This is a genomic window from Pseudomonas gebzensis, from assembly GCF_034427815.1.
Lineage (GTDB): Bacteria > Pseudomonadota > Gammaproteobacteria > Pseudomonadales > Pseudomonadaceae > Aquipseudomonas.
Genome location: NZ_JAXQNS010000010.1, coordinates 76,230 through 94,687 on the forward strand (window position 1 = coordinate 76,230; position 18,458 = coordinate 94,687).

The window sequence follows — 18,458 nt, forward strand, 5'->3', positions numbered from 1 at the left end:
AACCCGCCCTGTTGTGCAGGGCGGGTTTGCGCAGGACTCACGCCTCGGTAGCGTACTTGGCGAGTTGCGGGTCGTTTTTCAGGACCGCGAGGGTGTTGGTGTGAACGGTTTCAGCGTTGGCATCGGCGCTGCTGAAGATCTGCTGGAAGTGATCGTGGGTCACGGCAGCGAAGTGCGCGCGATCCTGTGGGGCTACGCCCAGCACCACGGCGTAGGTGGTCAGCGCTTCGCCCTGGCCTTGCGCCATGTCTTCGGACAGCTCGTTCATCATGCCATTCATGGCAAGCCAGGACTTGCCGCCGTAGGTCAGAGAAGCTTTGGTCGAGCAGCCGTTGGTGCCCGAGGTCATGCCGAAGGTGGCGTTACCGGAAGTACCGTTGGTGGTGGAGGCCAGGAAATGGGCCGGAGTACCGCGCTGGCCCTCGAACAGCATGTTGCCCCAACCGCAGTTAGGGCCGCCTGGCGCGTCAGCCATGGCGTTGAGCGATGCAGCAGCAAACAGCGTACCCAGAAGAATCCGTTTCATAGCTTTATTCTCTTTTTCGTAGACGTTCCAATGGTCAGGGTCTGGCAGCAGTGCGCCAGGTCGGGAAGGATTTCTATCCCCCCGCGCAGTTTGGAGTTTAGGCAGTAACCAAAGGTTGCGTAGTGCGGAGGGAAAAATTTGCTGCTGTACGGCTGCGACATAAAGTCCGAGCGAGCCTTGCCAGCTGCGCGCAGGCGGCCCCAGAATGGTCCATCGCCCTGCCGAAGTAAGGAAGCCCAATGCCCGATCCTGTTGCCTCGCGCCTGCGTGTTGCGCCGGAGGCGCTGACCCGGCGTTTCTCCGCTGAACAGTTTGCGTTTTCCACTACCGATGACCTGGAACCCTTTCGCGGCGTTCTCGGCCAGGAACGTGCTGTCGAGGCCCTGCAGTTTGGCGTGGCCATGCCCCGTCCGGGTTACAACGTGTTCGTCATGGGCGAACCGGGCACCGGTCGCTTCTCCTTCGTCAAGCGTTACCTCAAGGCCGAAGGCAAGCGCCAGGCAACGCCGGCTGACTGGGTCTACGTCAACAACTTCGACGACCCCCGCGAACCCCGCGCCCTGGAGCTGCCCTCCGGCACCGCGGGCGAATTCGTCAGCGACATGAATGGCCTGATCGACAACCTGCTGGCCACCTTTCCCGCCGTGTTCGAGCATCCCTCGTTCCAGCAGAAAAAGGGCGCCATCGACCGTACCTTCAACCAGCGCTACGACCAGGCCCTCGACATCATCGAGCGCGCGTCGCTGGAGAAAGACATCGCGTTGTACCGCGACAGCACCAACGTGGCCTTCACCCCCATGGCAGACGGCAAGGCCCTCGACGAAGCCGAATTCGCCCAGTTGCCCGAAGAGGCGCGTGAGCGCTTCCACCAGGACATCTCCGCCCTCGAAGAGCGTCTGAACGACGAGCTGTCGAGCCTGCCGCAGTGGAAGCGTGAGTCCAACAACCAACTGCGCCAGCTCAACGAAGAGACCATCACCCTGGCCTTGCAGCCCCTGCTGGCACCGCTGTCGGAAAAGTATTCGGAAAACGCCGGCGTCTGCGCCTATCTGCAATCGGTGCAGCTCAACCTGTTGCGCACCGTCATCGAACAACTGGTCGAAGACAGCAAGACCGACGCTGTGGCGCGCAAGCTGCTCGAAGAGCAATACGCGCCAAGCGTGGTCGCCTGCCACAGCGGTAACAGCGGCGCGCCCGTGGTGTTCGAGCCGCACCCGACCTACGACAACCTGTTCGGCCGCATCGAGTACAGCACCGATCAAGGCGCGCTCAATACCTCGTACCGGCAGTTGCGCCCAGGCGCGCTGCACAAGGCCAACGGCGGCTTCCTGATCCTCGAAGCGGAAAAGATGCTCAGCGAGCCGTTCGTCTGGGATGGCCTCAAGCGCGCATTGCAGTCGCGCAAGCTCAAGATGGAATCGCCGCTGGGCGAGCTGGGCCGGGTGGCAACCATCAGCCTGACGCCACAGATGATCCCACTCAGCGTCAAACTGGTGATCATCGGTTCGCGCCAGTTGTATTACGCGCTGCAGGACCACGATTCAGACTTCCAAGAGATGTTCCGCGTACTGGTCGACTTCGACGAAGACATGCCGATGGTCGACGAAAACCTGGAGCAGTTCGCCCAGCTGCTGCGCACCCGCACCAACGAAGAAGGCATGGCGCCGTTGACCAGCGACGCTGTGGCCCGGCTGGCCACCTACAGCGCGCGCCTGGCTGAAAACCAGTCGCGCTTGTCAGCACGCATCGGTGACCTCTTCCAGCTGGTCAGCGAGGCCGATTTCATTCGCCAGCTGGCCAGCGACGTGATGACGGACGCCGGCCACATCGAGCGTGCGTTACGCGCCAAGGCCACGCGCACCGGGCGGGTGTCGCAGCGAGTGCTCGACGACATGCTCGCCGGCATCATCCTGATCGACACCGACGGCGCCGCCATCGGCAAGTGCAACGGCCTGACCGTGCTGGAAGTGGGCGACTCGGCGTTCGGCATGCCGGCGCGGATTTCCGCCACGGTGTACCCGGGCGGCAGCGGCATTGTCGACATCGAGCGTGAGGTCAACCTGGGCCAGCCGATCCACTCCAAGGGCGTGATGATTCTTACCGGCTACCTTGGCAGCCGCTACGCCCAGGAATTCCCACTGGCGATTTCTGCGAGCATCGCCCTGGAGCAGTCCTATGGTTACGTCGACGGTGACAGCGCTTCGCTGGGCGAGGCTTGCACGCTGATTTCGGCACTGTCGCGCACGCCGCTCAAACAGTGCTTCGCCATCACCGGCTCGATCAACCAGTTCGGTGAAGTGCAGGCTGTGGGTGGGGTCAACGAGAAGATCGAAGGTTTCTTCCGCCTGTGTCAGGCGCGCGGCCTCACGGGTGAGCAGGGCGTGATCATTCCAAAGGCCAACGTCGCGACCTTGCTGCTCGATGAGCGCGTGCTGCAAGCCGTGGAAGCGGGGCAGTTTCATGTCTACGCCGTCAGCCAGGCCGACGAGGCGTTGAGTCTGCTGGTAGGCGAAGACGCCGGCACCCCTGACGAGAAGGGCGATTTTCCTGAAGGCAGCGTGAATGCGCGGGTGGTCGAGCGGTTGAGCTTCATCGCTGAAATGGTCAGCGAGGAAGACATCAAAGACGCGGAGAAGGAGCGGCTGGAAGACATGGTGGCTCAGGCCAAACCTGTCTGAGTCAATAAACCGGCGCTGAAGGCCATGTGCTACCGTTCGGCGCCGGTTTTTCAACCGAGGTGCGGCCTCAACTACGCTGTAAGTGAGCAACGGTTCCAGCATTCAGGATGAAAACAGTCTGGGCCGTTCGGTCAGAACCCGGTTTTCTCCAGTGGGGCCGCCGCCATGCGCAACCTCAGCCTTACCCGCCAGTGCCTCGGCCTGGTCACCCGTATCGAATGTTCGATCCGCCCGCTTGCCGGTGACACCGGCATGTGGACGCTGCTGTTTGCTGCCGGCATGGCAGGCGAACAGCCCTCGGCCATCAAGGCGCAGGGGCCGTTTCACGGGCCTGCTGTGGCTGAATCGGTGCTCGATGCGATTGTCGACAGCCTGACCCTGCACGGTTACCAACTGGCCGAAGACCCACCGATCTGGTGCCTGCACCTGCAAGGGCAACTGCGCAAGATCAATGGCGAGCGTTGCGGCAACCTGGGCGATTATCAGTTCCACCCCGAGACATAATTGGTTTCACAACTGCCTGGATTCGATGCCGTCTGCGCGCTTTGTTTGCCCTGGATCAGGCTTTTGCTGTCACAGGTGGCTAGCTATACTCGCGCACGCTTTTCCCACCTGACGAGTTGCTCCCCCATGGAACGTATGCTTGAAAACGCGATGTACGCCTCTCGCTGGCTGCTCGCGCCGATCTACTTTGGCTTGTCGTTGGGGCTGCTGGCCCTGGCCCTGAAGTTCTTCCAGGAAATCGTCCACGTCCTGCCCAACGTGTTCAGCATGGCCGAGGCCGACCTGGTGCTGGTGATCCTGTCGCTGATCGACATGTCGCTGGTGGGCGGTCTGCTGGTGATGGTGATGTTCTCCGGTTACGAGAACTTCGTCTCGCAGATGGACATCGACGAGGGCAAGGAAAAGCTCAGCTGGCTGGGCAAGATGGATTCCACCTCGCTGAAGATGAAAGTCGCAGCTTCCATCGTGGCGATTTCCTCGATTCACCTGCTGCGCGTGTTCATGGATGCGCAAAACATCGAGCCGCAGTACCTGATGTGGTACGTCATCATCCACATGACCTTCGTGGTCTCGGCGTTCGTCATGGGCTACCTCGACAAGCTCACCAAGCACTGACATCGCCAGGCCTGTCGGACAGGCGGCGCGTGGCGCCGCTTGTGCTTTTCGCCGGGCTGTACGAAAAATGGGCGCTCTGGTGTGATTCCTTTGGAGGCGCTCCCATGAATCTCAATCAACTCCACCTCGAAGCAGTCGCCGGTCGGATCGAAGAGCTCAACCTCATCGGCATCGAAGGCGGCGACTACTTGCTCGAAGCCTGTCTCGACGGCAAGCCCCATCCCATTGCAGATGCCAAGGGCGAGCGCTTGCGCGTACGTTCGGTGACCGAGGCGCGCGAGCTGCTGCAAGGGCTGCCCCTCGAATCGATGAACCTGGTGCATTGGTCGGTGCAGGACGAGATGTGCGGCATGGGCGTACACCCCGAAGAAGACCTCAAAGTGGCCATTTCCCCCCGTCCGACCTGGTAGCTGATTCGCGGTATGGGTGTGTGCTAGGCTGCTCGCCCTTTATCACCCCAGGGCGCGGCAGCTGTGCGCCCGCAGCGGAGCACATGCATGTCTGAACTCAATCTGTCCACCGACGAATCTCGCGTCAGCTACGGCATCGGCCGTCAGCTGGGTGGCCAACTGCGTGACAACCCGCCACCGGGCGTCAGCCTGGAAGCCATCGTTGCCGGCCTGACCGACGCTTTCAGCGGTGTCGACAGCCGCGTCAGCGAGGCTGACCTGTCGGCCAGTTTCAAGGTGATCCGCGACGTCATGCAGGCTGAAGCCGCTGCCAAGGCCGAAGCGGCCGCGGGCGCAGGCAAGGCATTCCTGGCCGAGAACGGCCAGCGTGAAGGTATCACCACCCTGGCCTCGGGCCTGCAGTATGAAGTCATCACCAGCGGTGATGGCGCGACCCCTGGCCGTGATGACACCGTGCGCACCCATTACCACGGCACCCTGATCGACGGCTCGGTTTTCGACAGCTCCTACGATCGTGGCCAGCCTGCGGAATTCCCGGTCGGCGGTGTGATCGCTGGCTGGACCGAGGCGCTGCAACTGATGAAAGCCGGCAGCAAATGGCGCCTGTACGTGCCAAGCGAACTGGCCTACGGCGCTCAAGGTGTGGGCAGCATCGCCCCGCACAGCGTGCTGATCTTCGACATCGAGCTGCTCGACGTTCTGTAAGCCGCTGGTTTCACGGGGCGCCCAGTGGCGCCCTGTGATTCCTCGTTCAATGCCCCCATTGCGCGCCGCTCGGGCGCAGCGCTCGCGCGTAGCAGAACAGAAACAGGTTCCTCACCAGCTCCTTCAGCACGATGGGCTCGCTGGAGTTCAGACCGCTCAGGTCGAGGTCACCCTGGTCACGCAGTTCGTCGATGGCTTCCTGCTCAAGCACGGCACAGACTTCACCGGTTTCCCGGTGCAGGATACGTAGGTACGGTTGTGGGCGATCAAGCCAGGCGTCGATGAGGTAGGTCATGGGGAAGATCTCCTTGGAAGTCATTTCCAATGAGAATAATTCTTATTATCAAAATAGCAAGCGCCTATTGGCGGATTCTTTCACGCTGGCGTAGCGACCCCATTGCGGAGCCGGCCAGGGCCACGGCGTGCGTAGCCCTGCAACGCAGGATCAGACCTTGCGCACGAACTCCGATTTCAGCTTCATGGCGCCGATACCGTCGATCTTGCAGTCGATGTCGTGATCACCGTCGCACAAGCGAATGTTCTTCACCTTGGTGCCGACCTTGACCACCAGGGACGAGCCTTTGACCTTGAGGTCCTTGATGACGGTGACGGTGTCGCCATCTTGCAGGACGTTACCGACCGAATCCTTTTTCACCACGTCATCGCTGGACGCTTCGGCATCGGCGTTGGCCGACCACTCATGCGCGCACTCGGGGCAGATCAGCTGGGCGCCGTCTTCGTAGGTGTATTCGGAATTGCATTGGGGGCAGGGCGGCAAAGAGCTCACGACGGTTCCTTAAGACGAGCGTTGAAAGGCGCACATTGTATAAGGTTTTGTCGGCAGGGGCAGGGGAGTTTTGCGCGCCCGTCTGCGGCGGGGCCGCGAACGGGCATCGGGAGGGGTCAGTGAGTGCGGGCGACAGCGAATTCGCTGAGTTCCACAAGCGCATCGCGGTAGACGCTGGCTGGCAGCACTTCCAGGCACTCGATGGCGCGGGCCACATAGTCGCGGGCCATTGTCGCGGTGTAGTCCAGGGCGCCACAGGCTTCGACGGCCACGCGGATCTGCTCGAGGTCTTCGATACCGCCTTTCTGGATGGCCTGGCGTACCAGTGCGGCCTGCTCGGCCGTGCCTTCGCGCATGGTGTAGATCAGCGGCAGGGTGGGCTTGCCTTCGGCCAGGTCGTCGCCGACGTTCTTGCCCAGGGTTTCGGAGTCGCCCTTGTAGTCGAGCAGGTCGTCTACCAGCTGGAAGGCCACGCCCAGGTGGTCACCGAAGGTGCGCAAGGCTTCGCGCTGGGCTTGATCGGCGCCGGCCAGGGCGGCGGCGCTGTGGGTGGACGCCTCGAAGAGCATGGCGGTCTTGCCGCGGATGACTTCCATGTAGACGTCTTCGCTGGTGCTGGCATCGCGAACCCGCGACAGCTGCAGCACTTCGCCCTCGGCGATGACGCGCGTGGCGCGCGACAGGATCTGCATGACCGACATCGAGCCCAGTTCGACCATCATTTCAAAGGAGCGCGAGTACAGGAAGTCGCCGACCAGCACGCTGGGTGCGTTGCCCCACAAGGCGTTGGCGGTGGAGCGGCCACGGCGCATGCCGGACATGTCGACCACGTCGTCGTGCAGCAGGGTGGCGGTATGCAGGAACTCGATGGTCGCGGCCAGCAGGCGCAGGTCGTCGCTTTCGCGGCCCAGGGCCTTGCCACAGAGCAGGACCAGCAGCGGGCGCAGGCGCTTGCCACCGGCAGAGGTGATGTAGTCGCCGATCTTCGATACCAGCGGTACGCGCGAGGTCAGCTGCTTCTTGATGATCTCGTCGACGGCGTGAAAGTCTTCAGCCACCGCGCGGTAGAAGGTCTGGGGTTGCATCGGCTGCTCCATTAGGGGTGCGCGGCATGCTAGGTCGCGGGTTCGGGTGTGTCAAGGTGCCCCCGGCGCCGGCGCTGGCAGCTACTTGCAAGGCCATCTTGGGTTGCGTACAATCGCGCACCCTACATTCCTGGGCAGCACCTGCCTTACGCAATTGCATCGGGCCTTTCCAGCCTTGTGCAGCCATGCCAGCCAATACTCTTCTTATAAAGCGCTGGGTGAGCAGGATTATCGGAGAAATACCCATGTCTTACGCAGTAATCGTTACCGGCGGCAAGCAGTACAAAGTCGCTGAAGGTGAATTCCTCAAGGTCGAGAAGCTGGAAGTCGCCACTGGCGAATCCATCACGTTCGACCGCGTTCTGCTGGTTGCCAACGGTGATGCAGTCACCATCGGCGCTCCAGTCGTCGCCGGCGCTACCGTTGTTGCCGAAGTCGTGTCGCAAGGCCGTCACGATAAGATCCGCATCATCAAGTTCCGTCGTCGTAAGCACCACATGAAGCGTATGGGCCACCGCCAGTGGTTCACCGAGATCAAAATCACCGGTATCCAGGCTTAATCGTCTCGGTCCCCTGAATTTATTTGGAGAATTGAACCATGGCTCACAAGAAGGCTGGTGGTAGTACCCGTAACGGTCGCGACTCAGAATCGAAACGCCTTGGCGTGAAGATGTATGGCAGCCAGGTCGTCAAGGCCGGCAACATCATCGTCCGTCAGCGCGGCACCCAGTTCCACGCCGGTTTCGGCGTTGGCATGGGTAAAGATCACACCCTGTTTGCAAAAATCCCAGGCGTGATCAAGTTCGAGAAGAAAGGCGAGTTCAACCGCCGTTACGTGAGCATCGTCGCCGCTTAATCGCGACGTCGCTCTCGAAGCCCCGTCATGCGACGGGGCTTTTTCATTTGTGGTGAGCCTCTTGCAAAGCTGTTCGTATGGGCTGCCGGCGTGGAGTTGTACCTTCGTACGGGGCCGCCGCGCTCAATTTTGCAAGAGCCTCAGGTTATTCAGTATTCAACTCGCCCACAGGCGAGAGGCGGTTTCTAATGAAGTTTGTTGACGAAGTATCCATCAAGGTCAAAGCCGGTGATGGCGGTAACGGTTGCATGAGCTTCCGCCGCGAGAAATTCATCGAGAACGGCGGCCCCAACGGCGGCGACGGTGGTGACGGTGGTTCGGTGTACATGGTCGCCGACGAAAACCTCAACACCCTGGTCGACTACCGCTACACCCGTCACCACGAGGCGCAGCGCGGCGCCAACGGTGGCAGCACCGACTGCACCGGCAAGAAGGGTGAAGACCTGTTCCTGCGTGTGCCGGTCGGCACCACGGTGATCGACGCCACGACCCAGGAGGTCATCGGTGACCTGATCAAGCCGGGTCAGAAACTGATGGTCGCCCAAGGTGGTTGGCACGGCCTGGGTAACACCCGTTTCAAATCCAGTACCAACCGCGCGCCGCGCCAGACCACGCCAGGCAAGCCGGGCGACCAGCGCGACCTGAAGATGGAAATGAAAGTGCTGGCCGATGTGGGCCTGCTGGGCTTGCCGAACGCTGGCAAGAGCACCTTCATCCGCTCGGTGTCGGCGGCCAAGCCGAAAGTCGCCGACTATCCCTTCACCACCCTGGTGCCGAACCTGGGCGTGGTCAGCGTCGACCGCTGGAAGAGCTTCGTCATCGCCGACATTCCCGGCCTGATCGAAGGTGCCTCCGATGGCGCAGGCCTGGGTATTCGCTTCCTCAAGCACTTGGCGCGGACGCGCGTGTTGCTGCACCTGGTGGACCTGGCGCCGCTCGACGAAAGCAGCCCGGCCGATGCCGCCGAAGTGATCGTCAACGAGCTGACCCGTTTCAGCCCGTCACTGGCCGAGCGCGAGCGCTGGCTGGTACTGAACAAGTCCGACATGATCATGGACGACGAGCGTGACGAGCGCGTCCAGGAAGTGGTCGAGCGCTTGCAGTGGGACGGCCCGGTCTATGTGATCTCGGCCATCTCCAAGCAAGGCACCGAGAAGCTCAGCCACGACCTGATGCGCTACCTCGAGGACCGCGCCGACCGCCTGGCCAACGACCCGGCCTTCGCCACCGAACTGGCCGATCTCGACCAGCGCATCGAAGACGAAGCCCGCGCCCAGTTGCAGGCCCTGGACGATGCGCGCACCTTGCGCCGTACCGGTGTGAAGAGCGTGCATGACATCGGCGACGATGAAGATGATTGGGACGACTTCGAAGACGACGAAGACGGCCCGGAAATCATTTACGTGCGCGACTGATGGGTTGCAGCAAGTTGCAGTACACTGAACGCCGCTCATTCGAGCGGCGTTTTAGTATCAAAAAGAACATCAACGCTATCTACCGATTCGACACAGGTTGGAAAAAAGATGCGAAGCAAGGTGACAGGTGCGCGGCGCTGGGTCGTGAAGATCGGCAGCGCGCTGCTGACGGCCGATGGCAAGGGGCTGGACCGCAGCGCCATGGCGGTATGGGTCGAGCAGATGGTGGCGTTGCGTAACGCCGGCGTCGAGCTGGTACTGGTGTCTTCCGGGGCGGTTGCGGCAGGCATGAGCCAGCTCGGCTGGACCACTCGACCGAGCGCCATGAACGAGCTGCAGGCTGCCGCCGCGTTGGGCCAGATGCGCCTGGTGCAAGCCTGGGAGTCGAGCTTCGGTGAGCACGGCAAGCACACTGCGCAGATTTTGCTGACCCACGACGACCTGTCCGACCGCAAACGCTACCTCAACGCGCGCAGCACCTTGCGCACCCTGGTCGAACTCGGCGTGGTGCCGGTGATCAACGAGAACGACACGGTGGTCACCGACGAAATCCGTTTCGGCGACAACGATACCCTGGCCGCGCTGGTCGCCAACCTGGTCGAAGCCGACCTGTTGGTGATCCTCACCGACCGCGATGGCATGTTCGACGCCGATCCGCGGCACAACCCCCATGCCTCGCTGATTCACGAAGCGCGCGCCGATGACCCGAGCCTGGACGCCGTGGCCGGCAGTACCGGCGGCGCCCTTGGCCGTGGCGGCATGCAGACCAAGCTGCGCGCGGCACGCCTGGCCGCGCGCTCTGGTGCGCACACCATGATCATCGGCGGGCGTATCGAGCGTGTGCTCGACCGGCTCAAGGCGGGCGAGCGCCTCGGCACCTTGCTCTCGCCCGAGCGCGGCATGCTGGCTGCGCGCAAGCAGTGGCTGGCCGGGCACCTGCAGACCCGCGGCACCCTGGTGCTCGATGCCGGCGCGGTACAGGCGTTGACGGCGGCGCACAAGAGCCTGCTGCCGGTAGGCGTGAAGACCGTGCAAGGCAGCTTCCGCCGTGGCGAGATGGTCGTGTGCGTCGATGCGCAAGGCCTGGAGGTCGCTCGCGGTCTGGCCAACTACAGCGCCTTGGAGGCGCAAAAGATCATCGGCCAGCCGTCCGACGCGATCCAGGGCATCCTGGGCTATAGCGCCGAACCTGAGCTGGTTCACCGCGACAACCTGGTTCTGGTCTGAGGAAATACCTGTGCTGAAAGGGATGATTGCTGCTGTTGCGCTGGCCATGCCGCTGCTGGCCGGTGCCGAAGAAATCGGTCAGGTGTCGACGGTGTTCAAGTTCGTCGGGCCGAACGACCGCATCGTCGTCGAGGCCTTCGATGACCCGAAGGTCGAGGGTGTGACCTGCTACCTGTCGCGCGCCAAGACCGGGGGCCTCAAGGGCGGCCTGGGCCTGGCCGAAGACCGCGCCGAGGCTTCCATCGCCTGCCGCCAGGTCGGATCGATCAACTTCAAGGGCGATCTGAAGGACGGCGAAAGCGTGTTCAAGGAGCGCACCTCGCTGGTGTTCAAGACCATGCAGGTAGTGCGTTTCTTCGACAAGAAGCGCAACACGCTGGTGTACCTGGTCTACAGCGACCGCGTGATCGAAGGCAGCCCGCAGAACGCGGTGACGGCGATTCCGATTTTACCGTGGGCCCAGTGATTCATCGACAGCCTGTGGCAGGCAGCGGTCTTCACTCAGGGCTGGAAACGGGCTAGAGATCAGCCTGCAGTCTTTGCAACCGCCCGGCGCGCCATACCTACTGCCCTATAAGGGACCAAGCGGTCTGCCTGACCGCCTGGCCCCTTACCGCTCAAGCCTCCAACGCCCCAGCTTCTTCCAAGCGACTGATCATTTTCCAGTCCGACTCATCGATGTAGATCCCGTTCGGCCCACTCCCGCCTTCCAGGTCGATCGCCACATGTGCCGACACCTGCGGCTTCACGCTGGCCAGGATGGGCACGAAGCCCAGTTGCTGACTGGTCTCGAGCAGGGCGGCCTGATTGCGCTCGTCGATATCGGCGGCCTCATCCAAGTAGTAGGGCAGGCGGATGCGACCGGCGAGGTCGCGGTCCATCAGGTGCAGCAACAAGTACATGTTGGTCAGCGCCTTGATGGTCATGGTGGTGCCGTTGGAGGCGGCGCCGTCGATGTCGGCATGGATCACTGGCTGGCCGTTGATCTTGGTGATCTCGAAGGCCAGCTCGAACAGCTCCTTGAGGCCCAGCTGGTTATGGTTGGCCGCCACCAGGCGCGCCAGGTATTCCTTGGCTTGCTCGTTCTTCTGGTCCTGCTCGACGCTGTGGCTGAGGTCGAACACCGAGAGCGTCTCGCCTTCTTCGTACTGGCCGGCGCTGTGGATGATCTGGTCGATGTGGCGCAGTGCTTCCTTGTTCGGTGCCAGCACTACGCGGAAGCTCTCGAGATTCGACACCTGGCGTTTGTTGATCTCGCGGTTGAACAGCGCCAATTGGTGTTCGAGGCTGTCGTAGTCGCTGCGGATGTTGCGCAAGGTCCGGGCGATGTCAGTCACTGCTGCGCGGCGCGCCTTGGCCAGGGTCAGGGCTTCTTCGCTGCGGTGCGAATAGGCGTTGATCAGCAGGTGCAAACGCCGCTCGATGTCTTCCTCGTTATCGAACTTGGCCACCCCTTTGAGGCGAATCTGCGCGTACAGCGCCTCGATCTGGTTATCGACCCGCTGCAGGGCCTGCCAGCTGTCCTGATAGTCGTTGAGCAGGGGCAGCAGGTTGTCCATCGAGTCGTCCACCACCTCCATGAACGGCGTGCCCGGGGGCAAGTCGCTGGGCAGCAACTGACGACGGCGCAGGGCGTCATCCAGGGTGCGCTGCTTGGCCTCCATGTCGGCCAGTTGCCGGCCGACCAGTTGCAGCTTGGCCGACAGTTGCTGAACACGCTCGGTGAAGGCATCGCTCGAGCGCTTGAGTTCGTCCTGGGCGGCTTCCAGCTGGGCCAGTTGCTCCAGCTTTTCCCCTTCCTCGACGCTCAGCGTCTGGCTGCGTCGGAACTCTTCCAGGGCTTTCTGCGCATCCAGCACCTGCTGATACAGCGCTTCGCTCTGCGCCTTGCTGGCGGTGCGGTCGAGTGCCACCGACTGCTGGGCCTTGAGCTGCTTGAGTTCCTTGTCCAGGCGGTCCTTCTGGTCACGCAGCGCGGCGCGGTCGGCCAGTGCTTGCAGGGCTGGCGGATCGATGTGCGACAGGTCGATGGACAGCCCCGGCGCCTCGAAACGCTCGCCTTTGAACTGCTCCAGCACCGTTTCGAGGGTCTTGACCCACTGCGCGCCGTCATCGAGCTCAATGCCGCGCTCGCCCAGCGGCAGGCTGAACAGCGCGCCGTTGAACAGGCGCATCAAACGATCGACGTCTGGCTGGGAGAATTCCTCGCGCAATCGGGCGTAGCTGTTGTTATCGGCATGATCGAGTTGCTGGCGCACGTTTTTGAGGCGCTGTTCCAGGTCGCGCAGGCGCTCATCGAGGTCTTCGCTGGAGAACTGCCGAGAATGGGCCAGCGCACCGGCCAGCTCATCGTGGGCATCCTTGGCGGCCAGCAACTGCTGTTCGAGCTGTTTCACATCGTCGACCAGGGCAAAGCGCTGCTTGAGCACCGACAGCTCGCCCAGCCAGCGCTGGCAGCCGGTGATTTCGCGCTCCAGGCGCATCAGTTCCTGAGTGCCGCTGCGCTGGGTGTTCTGCAGGTTGTCCTGCTCGCTGCGGTAGTGCTCGGCCTGGATCACCAGCTCTTCCTTGCGCGCCAGGGCGTAGTCCTGCCAGGTGCCCAGCAGGTTGTCGAGCAACGGGGAAATGCGCTGCAGCTTGCCGCGCAGCGCGTCACGCTGGGCCACACCGCCAGCCAGGGCTTCGATCAACGGGCCTGCGGTGACCAGTGCGTTGTAGTCCTGCTCCATGCGCCGCACGTCGCGGAAGGCCTCTTCACAGGCGGCGATGTAGTCGACGCTGCCCGAGCGCAGGCTGTGCTCGAAGGCGTCAAGGAACAGCTGCTTGAGCTTGGCGGCGGTGATTTCGCGCATGTGCAGGAGGTTGATGAACAGCGCGCGGAAGGTTTTCAGGCTGTGCTCGCTGGTGGAGCGCAGCGGAATCAGGGTCAGGTCCAGCGGCACTGACGTATGGCCGCCGACCAGCAGACGACGCAGCTCGTCGGGCTTGAGTTCGTACGCCTTCAGACCGTTGCGCTCAAGGTTGGCGAACAGCTCTTTCTGGCGCAGGCAGGTGTCGTTCTGCTGGTAGTGGGCCAAGTCGAGCTGGCCTTGGTAGGCGAAGAACTGGTGACCGAAGCCACCGCCCGGACCGCGCCCCACCACGCCGACCACATGCGGGCCGTGGGGCAGGTTCAGCTCGCAGAGGATGTAACTGGTGTCGCTGGCGAAGTAGAAGCGCCGCGACTGCTCCAGGCTGTACTTGCCAAAGCTCATGTCCGACATGCGCGCCAGGATCGGGAACTGCAGGGCGTTGATCGAGGCCGACTTACCCAGGTTGTTGGCGCCATACACCGACAGCGGGTGTTCCAGCGGGAACAGACCGAGGCTGTAGCCGGCGGTATTGAGCAGCGCGAAGCGGCGGATGCCGTAGCGTTCCTGGCTCATGCATCGTTCTCCTGTTCTTCGCGGATGGCCCGGGCCAGGGCGTCTTCTTCATCGTCCTCGACCCCTGCGTCCACCTCGCCCGGCTCGTCGGCCAGCACCGGCGTTGGCAGGGGCAGGGCACTGTGCAGGGTGGCGGCCAGATCCCGGTCCTGCTGCACCGACAGGCACACGTCCAGGAAGCGGTGCATCGGCGGCAGGAAGCGGTACACGCCCCCTTCTTCATGGGCAAAGCCCAACTGCGTCATGCGCCGCAGGATCTTTTCTTCCAGCTCTTCGACGCTTTGCACTTCGGCCTGTTGGAACAGGTCGCGGTACTTGTCCAGCAAGGAGGGCAGCTCGTCACGGCCAAGGCTGCCGCCATCGAGCACGGCCATCGGGTCGCGGCCCTGGTCGGCGAGGTGCTCGACGAGGATGAAGGTGAACAGCGACAGGCGCTGGGCGGTCTTGTTGACGTGCGCCGCTGCCTGCTCGGGCACGAAGTAATAGAAACCGCGGGTGTCGCACACCAGCTCGAAGCCCAGGGCCTTGAACAGCGTGCGGTACTGGTCCTGAAAGTTCGACAGCTGCGAGTACAGCTCCGGGTCGCGGCGGCTGACATGAAAGCCTTTGAACAGCTCGCGAAAGATCGGCGCCAGCTGGGACAGTTCGGAAAGATCAAGATGCATGGACGGGGCTCGCAGTGGTGTCAGGCGTGGCGGCGCGGCTATCGGTCAGGGCGAAGGAGTGCAAGCTGACCCGGTGTTCCTGGGTCAAGTAGTCACGCCGTTCGAGGCGCTGGCGGCTGAAGCGTTTTTCCCGCGACAGGCGCGAGAACCAGTACAGCAGTTCATCGGTGGCGCCGTCGGGCTCCTGCTCCAGCAGCCAGAGCATCAGGTCAGGCAGCGGCAGTGCGTCTTCGCAGCGCTGGAGCATTTCCTTGACCGTGCGCGGTGCTTTGCCAGCGGGGTCGCGTTCGCTGCGGTGGGCCTTGGGAAAGCGTGCAGGCTTGGGCTCGAAGCGGGCCAGGGCATACACATACGCCTCGACCTGGCTGGCGCTGCCGAGGAAGGTGCTTTGTGGGCGGGTGAACAACGCCAGTGCAGCATGGGGCAGGGCGTCGAGGCCCTTGCGCCGGACCACCGCCAGGGCCAGCGCCGCGCCACGCGTCACGGCGTTGTGCCGGCGCGCTTCTTCGCGCAGCGGCAGCAGCAGTTCGCGGGCATGGCGCAGGGTCAGCTGGGCGTTGGTCTGCATCTCCAGGATGCGTGCGTGGGTGCGCAGCAGCATGTCGTCGTCGACCAGATGGCCGAGCCGCGCCTGCTCGCCGAGCAGGTGCAGCAGCACCGTTTCGACCTGGCGCACGCCCCGCTCGAAGGCGCCGTCGGCGTTGACCAGCTGGATCATCGGCTCGACGTACTCGTCCCAGGTCGCCAATACCTCGGCGTAGCGCTGGCGCAGGGGAATCTGCCGGTTGCTGGTCTTGGCCCGCTCGGCCACCGCCACCAGGGCTTGCTCATCGTTGTCGAGCTTCTTCAGCACATCGCGCACGCGCATGTCGAGCAGGCGCAATTGGCGCGCCAGGTCATCGCTGTCGCGGTTGTCGAAGGCTTCCTGAATGTGCCCGGCCAGGCGCTCCAGGTGGCGCAGGTAGGCTTCGATTTCCAGGCACAGGCCGAGCCGGTGCTCGCGGCGCAGGTAGGCGAGAAAGTCGTGGATCTGCGCGTTCAGCTCGAAGCGGTTGGGGCTCTTGGCCACCGGCACCAGGATGTCGAGACGAATCCACTGGTCGAGCAACTGGGTGATGTCCTGTGGCGTGCTCTCGGGCTGATGCCGCGCCAGGTGCTGGCGCAGCTCGACCAGGCTCAGGGTGCCTTGGTCGAAGCGCTCGCACAGCGGTTCGATCAGGGCCCAGTGTTCGGCGAGAGCGCGCAGCACGCGCTTGGGTTCGATCATGGCGGGTCGACTCGTTGCCCGGGAAAAGGCGGCGATTGTACTGCATCCGAGGGGCAGGGTTTCCACCCCTGGTCTGCGTGAGGTCGGCAAGGGCCGGTGCCCGTGGGCTGGACAAGATTTACGTCTGGCCATTGCGGCAAATTGCCCTCAACAACGGTAGAATGCCCGCCTGTTTTCCCCCCGGATGCCCCTTGTGCTGACCGAGTCTCGCCGCCGCGCCTACCTTTCCGCCATGCAAGTGGTGCACTGGCTGCCGCGTGCCGAGCTGCCGTTCGCAGCGCCCTCGCGGCCCGAACTGCTCCTGCCGGTGGCGCCGCCCGTCGAGGTGCGGCACGCGCCTGCGGCGACGCCAGTCGCGGCCGCGCCTTCGCCGGCCGCGGCGCCCGCAGCGCGCAGCGTCGAGCGACCGAAGATCGAAGTGCCACGGCCCACCAGCCAGGCCAAGCCGGCGCTCAAGGCCGCCGTCAAAGGCGCCGAGGCCCAGAGCAAGGCCCCGGCCACGCGCCCCACGCGTGTGCCGCCGCCACGCTTTGCCTTGCAACTGCTGCGCGCGGGGCACTGCCTGCTGCTGGTCGAGCTGGCCACCGGCCAGCCATTCCAGAGCCGCGATCCTTCTTACCTGCTGCTCAAGGACATGCTGCGCGCTGCCGGCCTGCCCGACGCCCCGCAGATCATCGGTGAGCCGGTGCGCTGGCCGATGCTGGTGCGCGGCACCATGGACCAGGGCCCGGAGGCTGCGCGCGAGTTCGTGCAAGCCTTCGTCCAGGCGCGCCTGGAAGACGCCCCTTGCGGCTGTCTGTGGCTGGTCGGCCTGCCCGCCATACGCTTTGCCGGCGCGGCCGAGGAAGCGGCGTATTACCAACTGCTCGAGGTCGATGGCCTGGGCGATGCCTGGGCGCTGCCAGGTCTTGAATTGTTGATGGACGAGCCGCAGCGCAAGGCCGATGTCTGGACAGCCATGCGTCAGCTGATGGCGCGCTGGAAACCTGCTGAATGAGTGACCCGATCACGTTTCGCCGCATGACCGAGGCGGACCTCGACACCGTGCTCAAGATCGAATACGCCGCCTTCAGCCACCCTTGGACCCGCGGCATCTTCCAGGATGCGCTGAAGTCGTATGAGGTCTGGTTGATGTTCGATGGCCAGCAACCGGTAGGCCATGGCGTGATCAACGTGATCATCGACGAGGCCCACCTGCTCAACATTACCGTCAAGCCGGAAAACCAGGGCCGCGGCCTGGGCTTGCGTCTGCTCGAACACCTCATGGCCCGCGCCTGGCAGCTCAATGGCCGCGAGTGCTTCCTGGAAGTGCGCGCGAGCAACCAGTCGGCGTATCGATTGTATGAGCGCTATGGCTTCAACGAAGTGGGCCGGCGCCGGGATTACTACCCCATGGCGGGCGGGCGTGAAGATGCGCTGGTGATGGCGTGCACGTTGTTTGAGGACTGAGTGATGTGCGGTACTGCACAGTCTGCGAGCGGGGGGTAAAACTTCCCTGCGTTTGGCATGACTAACCCCGGTGACCATTCCTTCCTTCCGGAGATTCACCGACATGAACGTCTCATTCCGCCCGCATTGGCTACTCGCCGTCGCCCTGCCGTTAGTCCTCGCCGCGTGCGGCGACAGCGAACCCGATCAGCGTGCGGCCTTCAAGCAGTTCCTGCAGACCCGCATCCTCGACAAGCCTGGCGTTCATGTCCCCAAGCCGACAGCAGAAGAGTCCAAGGCCTTTGGCGACTACTCATCGCACTACGCGGTGATCACCGATTTCAACGGCAAGATGGATGAGAGCGTCAAGCCGCTGGGCAACCTCGTCAAAACCCTTTCGGTGCGTTCGCTGAACGATGTGATCGAGCATCGCAATGATCTGCAAGCCGCCAAGAATGGCTTGAACGAGATGGGTGAGCACCTCAAGCAGTACCAGGCAGAGGCCGATGCCGCACATGCCAAGCTCAAACAGCCGGATGATCTGAAACCGGTCTACGACAAGGCCTACGACCGCACCGTGAGCACGCCGACCAACGCCTTCATGGATGTGCTGCCGCAGATCGACACGGCGATGGACGCCATCTCGAAGGTGGGCGACTACGTCGAGGCCAACAAGGCGCAGATCCAGATCAACGGTTCGCAGATCACCGTGCAGGACCCCAAGGTGCTGGAAGAGCTGAATGCGCGCCTTCAGGCGGTCAACGCCCAGGGCAAGGCCGTGCAAGAAGCGCAATCGCGGATGCAGTCGGTGATGTTCGGGCGTTGATTACAGGCAGGCCCGTAGTGGTTGGGTAGAGCAGGTGAC

Annotated in this window: 20 protein-coding genes; 13 read left to right on the top strand and 7 right to left on the bottom strand. The window is 63.1% G+C overall.

From position 1 onward, the window contains the following. Window positions 1-37: 37 nt before the first annotated feature. Window positions 38-526, bottom strand: a complete 489-nt coding sequence (locus tag SJI00_RS18280; protein ID WP_312970075.1) for a DUF3015 domain-containing protein — start codon at window positions 524-526, stop codon at window positions 38-40. 239 nt (window positions 527-765) lie between these two features. On the opposite strand from SJI00_RS18280, the gene SJI00_RS18285 reads away from it, so the two are divergent. From SJI00_RS18285 to bamJ, 5 genes are all read left to right on the top strand, one after another. After that, window positions 766-3,204, top strand: coding sequence for a Lon protease family protein (locus SJI00_RS18285; protein WP_322463085.1), 2,439 nt, complete (start codon window positions 766-768; stop codon window positions 3,202-3,204). 165 nt (window positions 3,205-3,369) lie between these two features. Next, a complete protein-coding gene (locus tag SJI00_RS18290; protein WP_322463086.1) occupies window positions 3,370-3,708 on the top strand; it encodes a PA4575 family protein in 339 nt (112 codons plus the stop codon). Window positions 3,709-3,834: 126 nt separating this feature from the next. Further along, complete coding sequence (locus SJI00_RS18295; RefSeq protein ID WP_312970067.1) at window positions 3,835-4,323, top strand: TIGR00645 family protein; 489 nt, start codon at window positions 3,835-3,837, stop codon at window positions 4,321-4,323. Between the two features lie 104 nt (window positions 4,324-4,427). After that, window positions 4,428-4,733 (top strand): DUF6482 family protein, encoded by a 306-nt coding sequence (locus tag SJI00_RS18300; RefSeq protein WP_322463087.1) that lies wholly within the window; start codon window positions 4,428-4,430, stop codon window positions 4,731-4,733. Window positions 4,734-4,820: 87 nt separating this feature from the next. After that, window positions 4,821-5,438, top strand: coding sequence for a BamJ family beta-barrel-assembly machinery protein (bamJ, locus tag SJI00_RS18305; RefSeq protein WP_322463088.1), 618 nt, complete (start codon window positions 4,821-4,823; stop codon window positions 5,436-5,438). A 46-nt stretch (window positions 5,439-5,484) separates the two neighbouring features. On the opposite strand, the gene SJI00_RS18310 is transcribed toward bamJ, so the two are convergent. The 3 genes from SJI00_RS18310 to SJI00_RS18320 all read right to left on the bottom strand — a co-directional run bounded on the left by SJI00_RS18310 (window position 5,485) and on the right by SJI00_RS18320 (window position 7,310). Next, entirely contained in the window at window positions 5,485-5,733 is a 249-nt protein-coding gene (locus SJI00_RS18310; protein WP_312970059.1) for a PA4570 family protein, read from the bottom strand. Window positions 5,734-5,883: 150 nt separating this feature from the next. Next, window positions 5,884-6,225, bottom strand: a complete 342-nt coding sequence (locus SJI00_RS18315) for a zinc ribbon domain-containing protein YjdM (protein ID WP_322463089.1) — start codon at window positions 6,223-6,225, stop codon at window positions 5,884-5,886. Between the two features lie 116 nt (window positions 6,226-6,341). Then, entirely contained in the window at window positions 6,342-7,310 is a 969-nt protein-coding gene (locus SJI00_RS18320) for a polyprenyl synthetase family protein (protein ID WP_322463090.1), read from the bottom strand. Between the two features lie 245 nt (window positions 7,311-7,555). Between SJI00_RS18320 and rplU the strand changes: the two genes are divergently transcribed. The 5 genes from rplU (at window position 7,556) to SJI00_RS18345 (ending at window position 11,274) form a co-directional block, all read left to right on the top strand. Further along, entirely contained in the window at window positions 7,556-7,870 is a 315-nt protein-coding gene (gene rplU, locus SJI00_RS18325; RefSeq protein ID WP_322463091.1) for a 50S ribosomal protein L21, read from the top strand. 38 nt (window positions 7,871-7,908) lie between these two features. Continuing rightward, complete coding sequence (gene rpmA, locus SJI00_RS18330) at window positions 7,909-8,166, top strand: 50S ribosomal protein L27 (protein ID WP_322463092.1); 258 nt, start codon at window positions 7,909-7,911, stop codon at window positions 8,164-8,166. Between the two features lie 188 nt (window positions 8,167-8,354). Beyond that, window positions 8,355-9,581 carry an Obg family GTPase CgtA gene (gene cgtA, locus SJI00_RS18335; protein WP_322463093.1) on the top strand — a complete coding sequence of 409 codons (1,227 nt, stop codon included), beginning with the start codon at window positions 8,355-8,357 and terminating at the stop codon, window positions 9,579-9,581. Window positions 9,582-9,689: 108 nt separating this feature from the next. Beyond that, entirely contained in the window at window positions 9,690-10,808 is a 1,119-nt protein-coding gene (gene proB, locus SJI00_RS18340) for a glutamate 5-kinase (protein ID WP_322463094.1), read from the top strand. Between the two features lie 22 nt (window positions 10,809-10,830). Then, complete coding sequence (locus tag SJI00_RS18345) at window positions 10,831-11,274, top strand: CreA family protein (RefSeq protein WP_322463194.1); 444 nt, start codon at window positions 10,831-10,833, stop codon at window positions 11,272-11,274. Window positions 11,275-11,425: 151 nt separating this feature from the next. Here the strand turns inward: SJI00_RS18345 and mksF are convergent, their stop codons facing one another. Genes mksF through mksB form a run of 3 tightly spaced genes read right to left on the bottom strand, consistent with a single transcriptional unit; the run spans window position 11,426 to window position 16,165 of the window. Beyond that, the gene (mksF, locus tag SJI00_RS18350) at window positions 11,426-14,233 is read right to left on the bottom strand and encodes an Mks condensin complex protein MksF (RefSeq protein ID WP_322463095.1); all 2,808 of its coding nucleotides are present in this window, start codon (window positions 14,231-14,233) and stop codon (window positions 11,426-11,428) included. Further along, complete coding sequence (gene mksE / locus SJI00_RS18355; protein WP_322463096.1) at window positions 14,230-14,898, bottom strand: Mks condensin complex protein MksE; 669 nt, start codon at window positions 14,896-14,898, stop codon at window positions 14,230-14,232. Before mksE ends, mksF begins: the two co-directional genes overlap by 4 nt. Continuing rightward, on the bottom strand, window positions 14,888-16,165 hold the full coding sequence (gene mksB, locus SJI00_RS18360; RefSeq protein WP_322463097.1) for an Mks condensin complex protein MksB: 1,278 nt from the start codon (window positions 16,163-16,165) through the stop codon (window positions 14,888-14,890). The genes mksE and mksB overlap by 11 nt, the downstream gene beginning before the upstream one ends. A gap of 193 nt (window positions 16,166-16,358) precedes the next feature. Between mksB and SJI00_RS18365 the strand changes: the two genes are divergently transcribed. The 3 genes from SJI00_RS18365 to SJI00_RS18375 all read left to right on the top strand — a co-directional run bounded on the left by SJI00_RS18365 (window position 16,359) and on the right by SJI00_RS18375 (window position 18,419). Further along, entirely contained in the window at window positions 16,359-17,162 is an 804-nt protein-coding gene (locus tag SJI00_RS18365) for an energy transducer TonB (RefSeq protein WP_322463098.1), read from the top strand. Then, entirely contained in the window at window positions 17,159-17,614 is a 456-nt protein-coding gene (gene rimI / locus SJI00_RS18370) for a ribosomal protein S18-alanine N-acetyltransferase (RefSeq protein WP_322463099.1), read from the top strand. Before SJI00_RS18365 ends, rimI begins: the two co-directional genes overlap by 4 nt. A 103-nt stretch (window positions 17,615-17,717) precedes the next feature. Beyond that, a complete protein-coding gene (locus tag SJI00_RS18375; RefSeq protein ID WP_322463100.1) occupies window positions 17,718-18,419 on the top strand; it encodes a DUF3053 domain-containing protein in 702 nt (233 codons plus the stop codon). Window positions 18,420-18,458 lie beyond the last annotated feature (39 nt).

What these genes read in the sequence shown, in the direction of transcription:
- SJI00_RS18280 (WP_312970075.1), bottom strand. Translation starts at nt 526, where the DNA reads ATGAAACGGATTCTTCTGGGTACGCTGTTTGCTGCTGCATCGCTCAAC.
- SJI00_RS18285 (WP_322463085.1), top strand. Translation starts at nt 766, where the DNA reads ATGCCCGATCCTGTTGCCTCGCGCCTGCGTGTTGCGCCGGAGGCGCTG.
- SJI00_RS18290 (WP_322463086.1), top strand. Translation starts at nt 3,370, where the DNA reads ATGCGCAACCTCAGCCTTACCCGCCAGTGCCTCGGCCTGGTCACCCGT.
- SJI00_RS18295 (WP_312970067.1), top strand. Translation starts at nt 3,835, where the DNA reads ATGGAACGTATGCTTGAAAACGCGATGTACGCCTCTCGCTGGCTGCTC.
- SJI00_RS18300 (WP_322463087.1), top strand. Translation starts at nt 4,428, where the DNA reads ATGAATCTCAATCAACTCCACCTCGAAGCAGTCGCCGGTCGGATCGAA.
- bamJ (WP_322463088.1), top strand. Translation starts at nt 4,821, where the DNA reads ATGTCTGAACTCAATCTGTCCACCGACGAATCTCGCGTCAGCTACGGC.
- SJI00_RS18310 (WP_312970059.1), bottom strand. Translation starts at nt 5,733, where the DNA reads ATGACCTACCTCATCGACGCCTGGCTTGATCGCCCACAACCGTACCTA.
- SJI00_RS18320 (WP_322463090.1), bottom strand. Translation starts at nt 7,310, where the DNA reads ATGCAACCCCAGACCTTCTACCGCGCGGTGGCTGAAGACTTTCACGCC.
- rplU (WP_322463091.1), top strand. Translation starts at nt 7,556, where the DNA reads ATGTCTTACGCAGTAATCGTTACCGGCGGCAAGCAGTACAAAGTCGCT.
- rpmA (WP_322463092.1), top strand. Translation starts at nt 7,909, where the DNA reads ATGGCTCACAAGAAGGCTGGTGGTAGTACCCGTAACGGTCGCGACTCA.
- cgtA (WP_322463093.1), top strand. Translation starts at nt 8,355, where the DNA reads ATGAAGTTTGTTGACGAAGTATCCATCAAGGTCAAAGCCGGTGATGGC.
- proB (WP_322463094.1), top strand. Translation starts at nt 9,690, where the DNA reads ATGCGAAGCAAGGTGACAGGTGCGCGGCGCTGGGTCGTGAAGATCGGC.
- SJI00_RS18345 (WP_322463194.1), top strand. Translation starts at nt 10,831, where the DNA reads ATGATTGCTGCTGTTGCGCTGGCCATGCCGCTGCTGGCCGGTGCCGAA.
- mksF (WP_322463095.1), bottom strand. Translation starts at nt 14,233, where the DNA reads ATGAGCCAGGAACGCTACGGCATCCGCCGCTTCGCGCTGCTCAATACC.
- mksE (WP_322463096.1), bottom strand. Translation starts at nt 14,898, where the DNA reads ATGCATCTTGATCTTTCCGAACTGTCCCAGCTGGCGCCGATCTTTCGC.
- mksB (WP_322463097.1), bottom strand. Translation starts at nt 16,165, where the DNA reads ATGATCGAACCCAAGCGCGTGCTGCGCGCTCTCGCCGAACACTGGGCC.
- rimI (WP_322463099.1), top strand. Translation starts at nt 17,159, where the DNA reads ATGAGTGACCCGATCACGTTTCGCCGCATGACCGAGGCGGACCTCGAC.
- SJI00_RS18375 (WP_322463100.1), top strand. Translation starts at nt 17,718, where the DNA reads ATGAACGTCTCATTCCGCCCGCATTGGCTACTCGCCGTCGCCCTGCCG.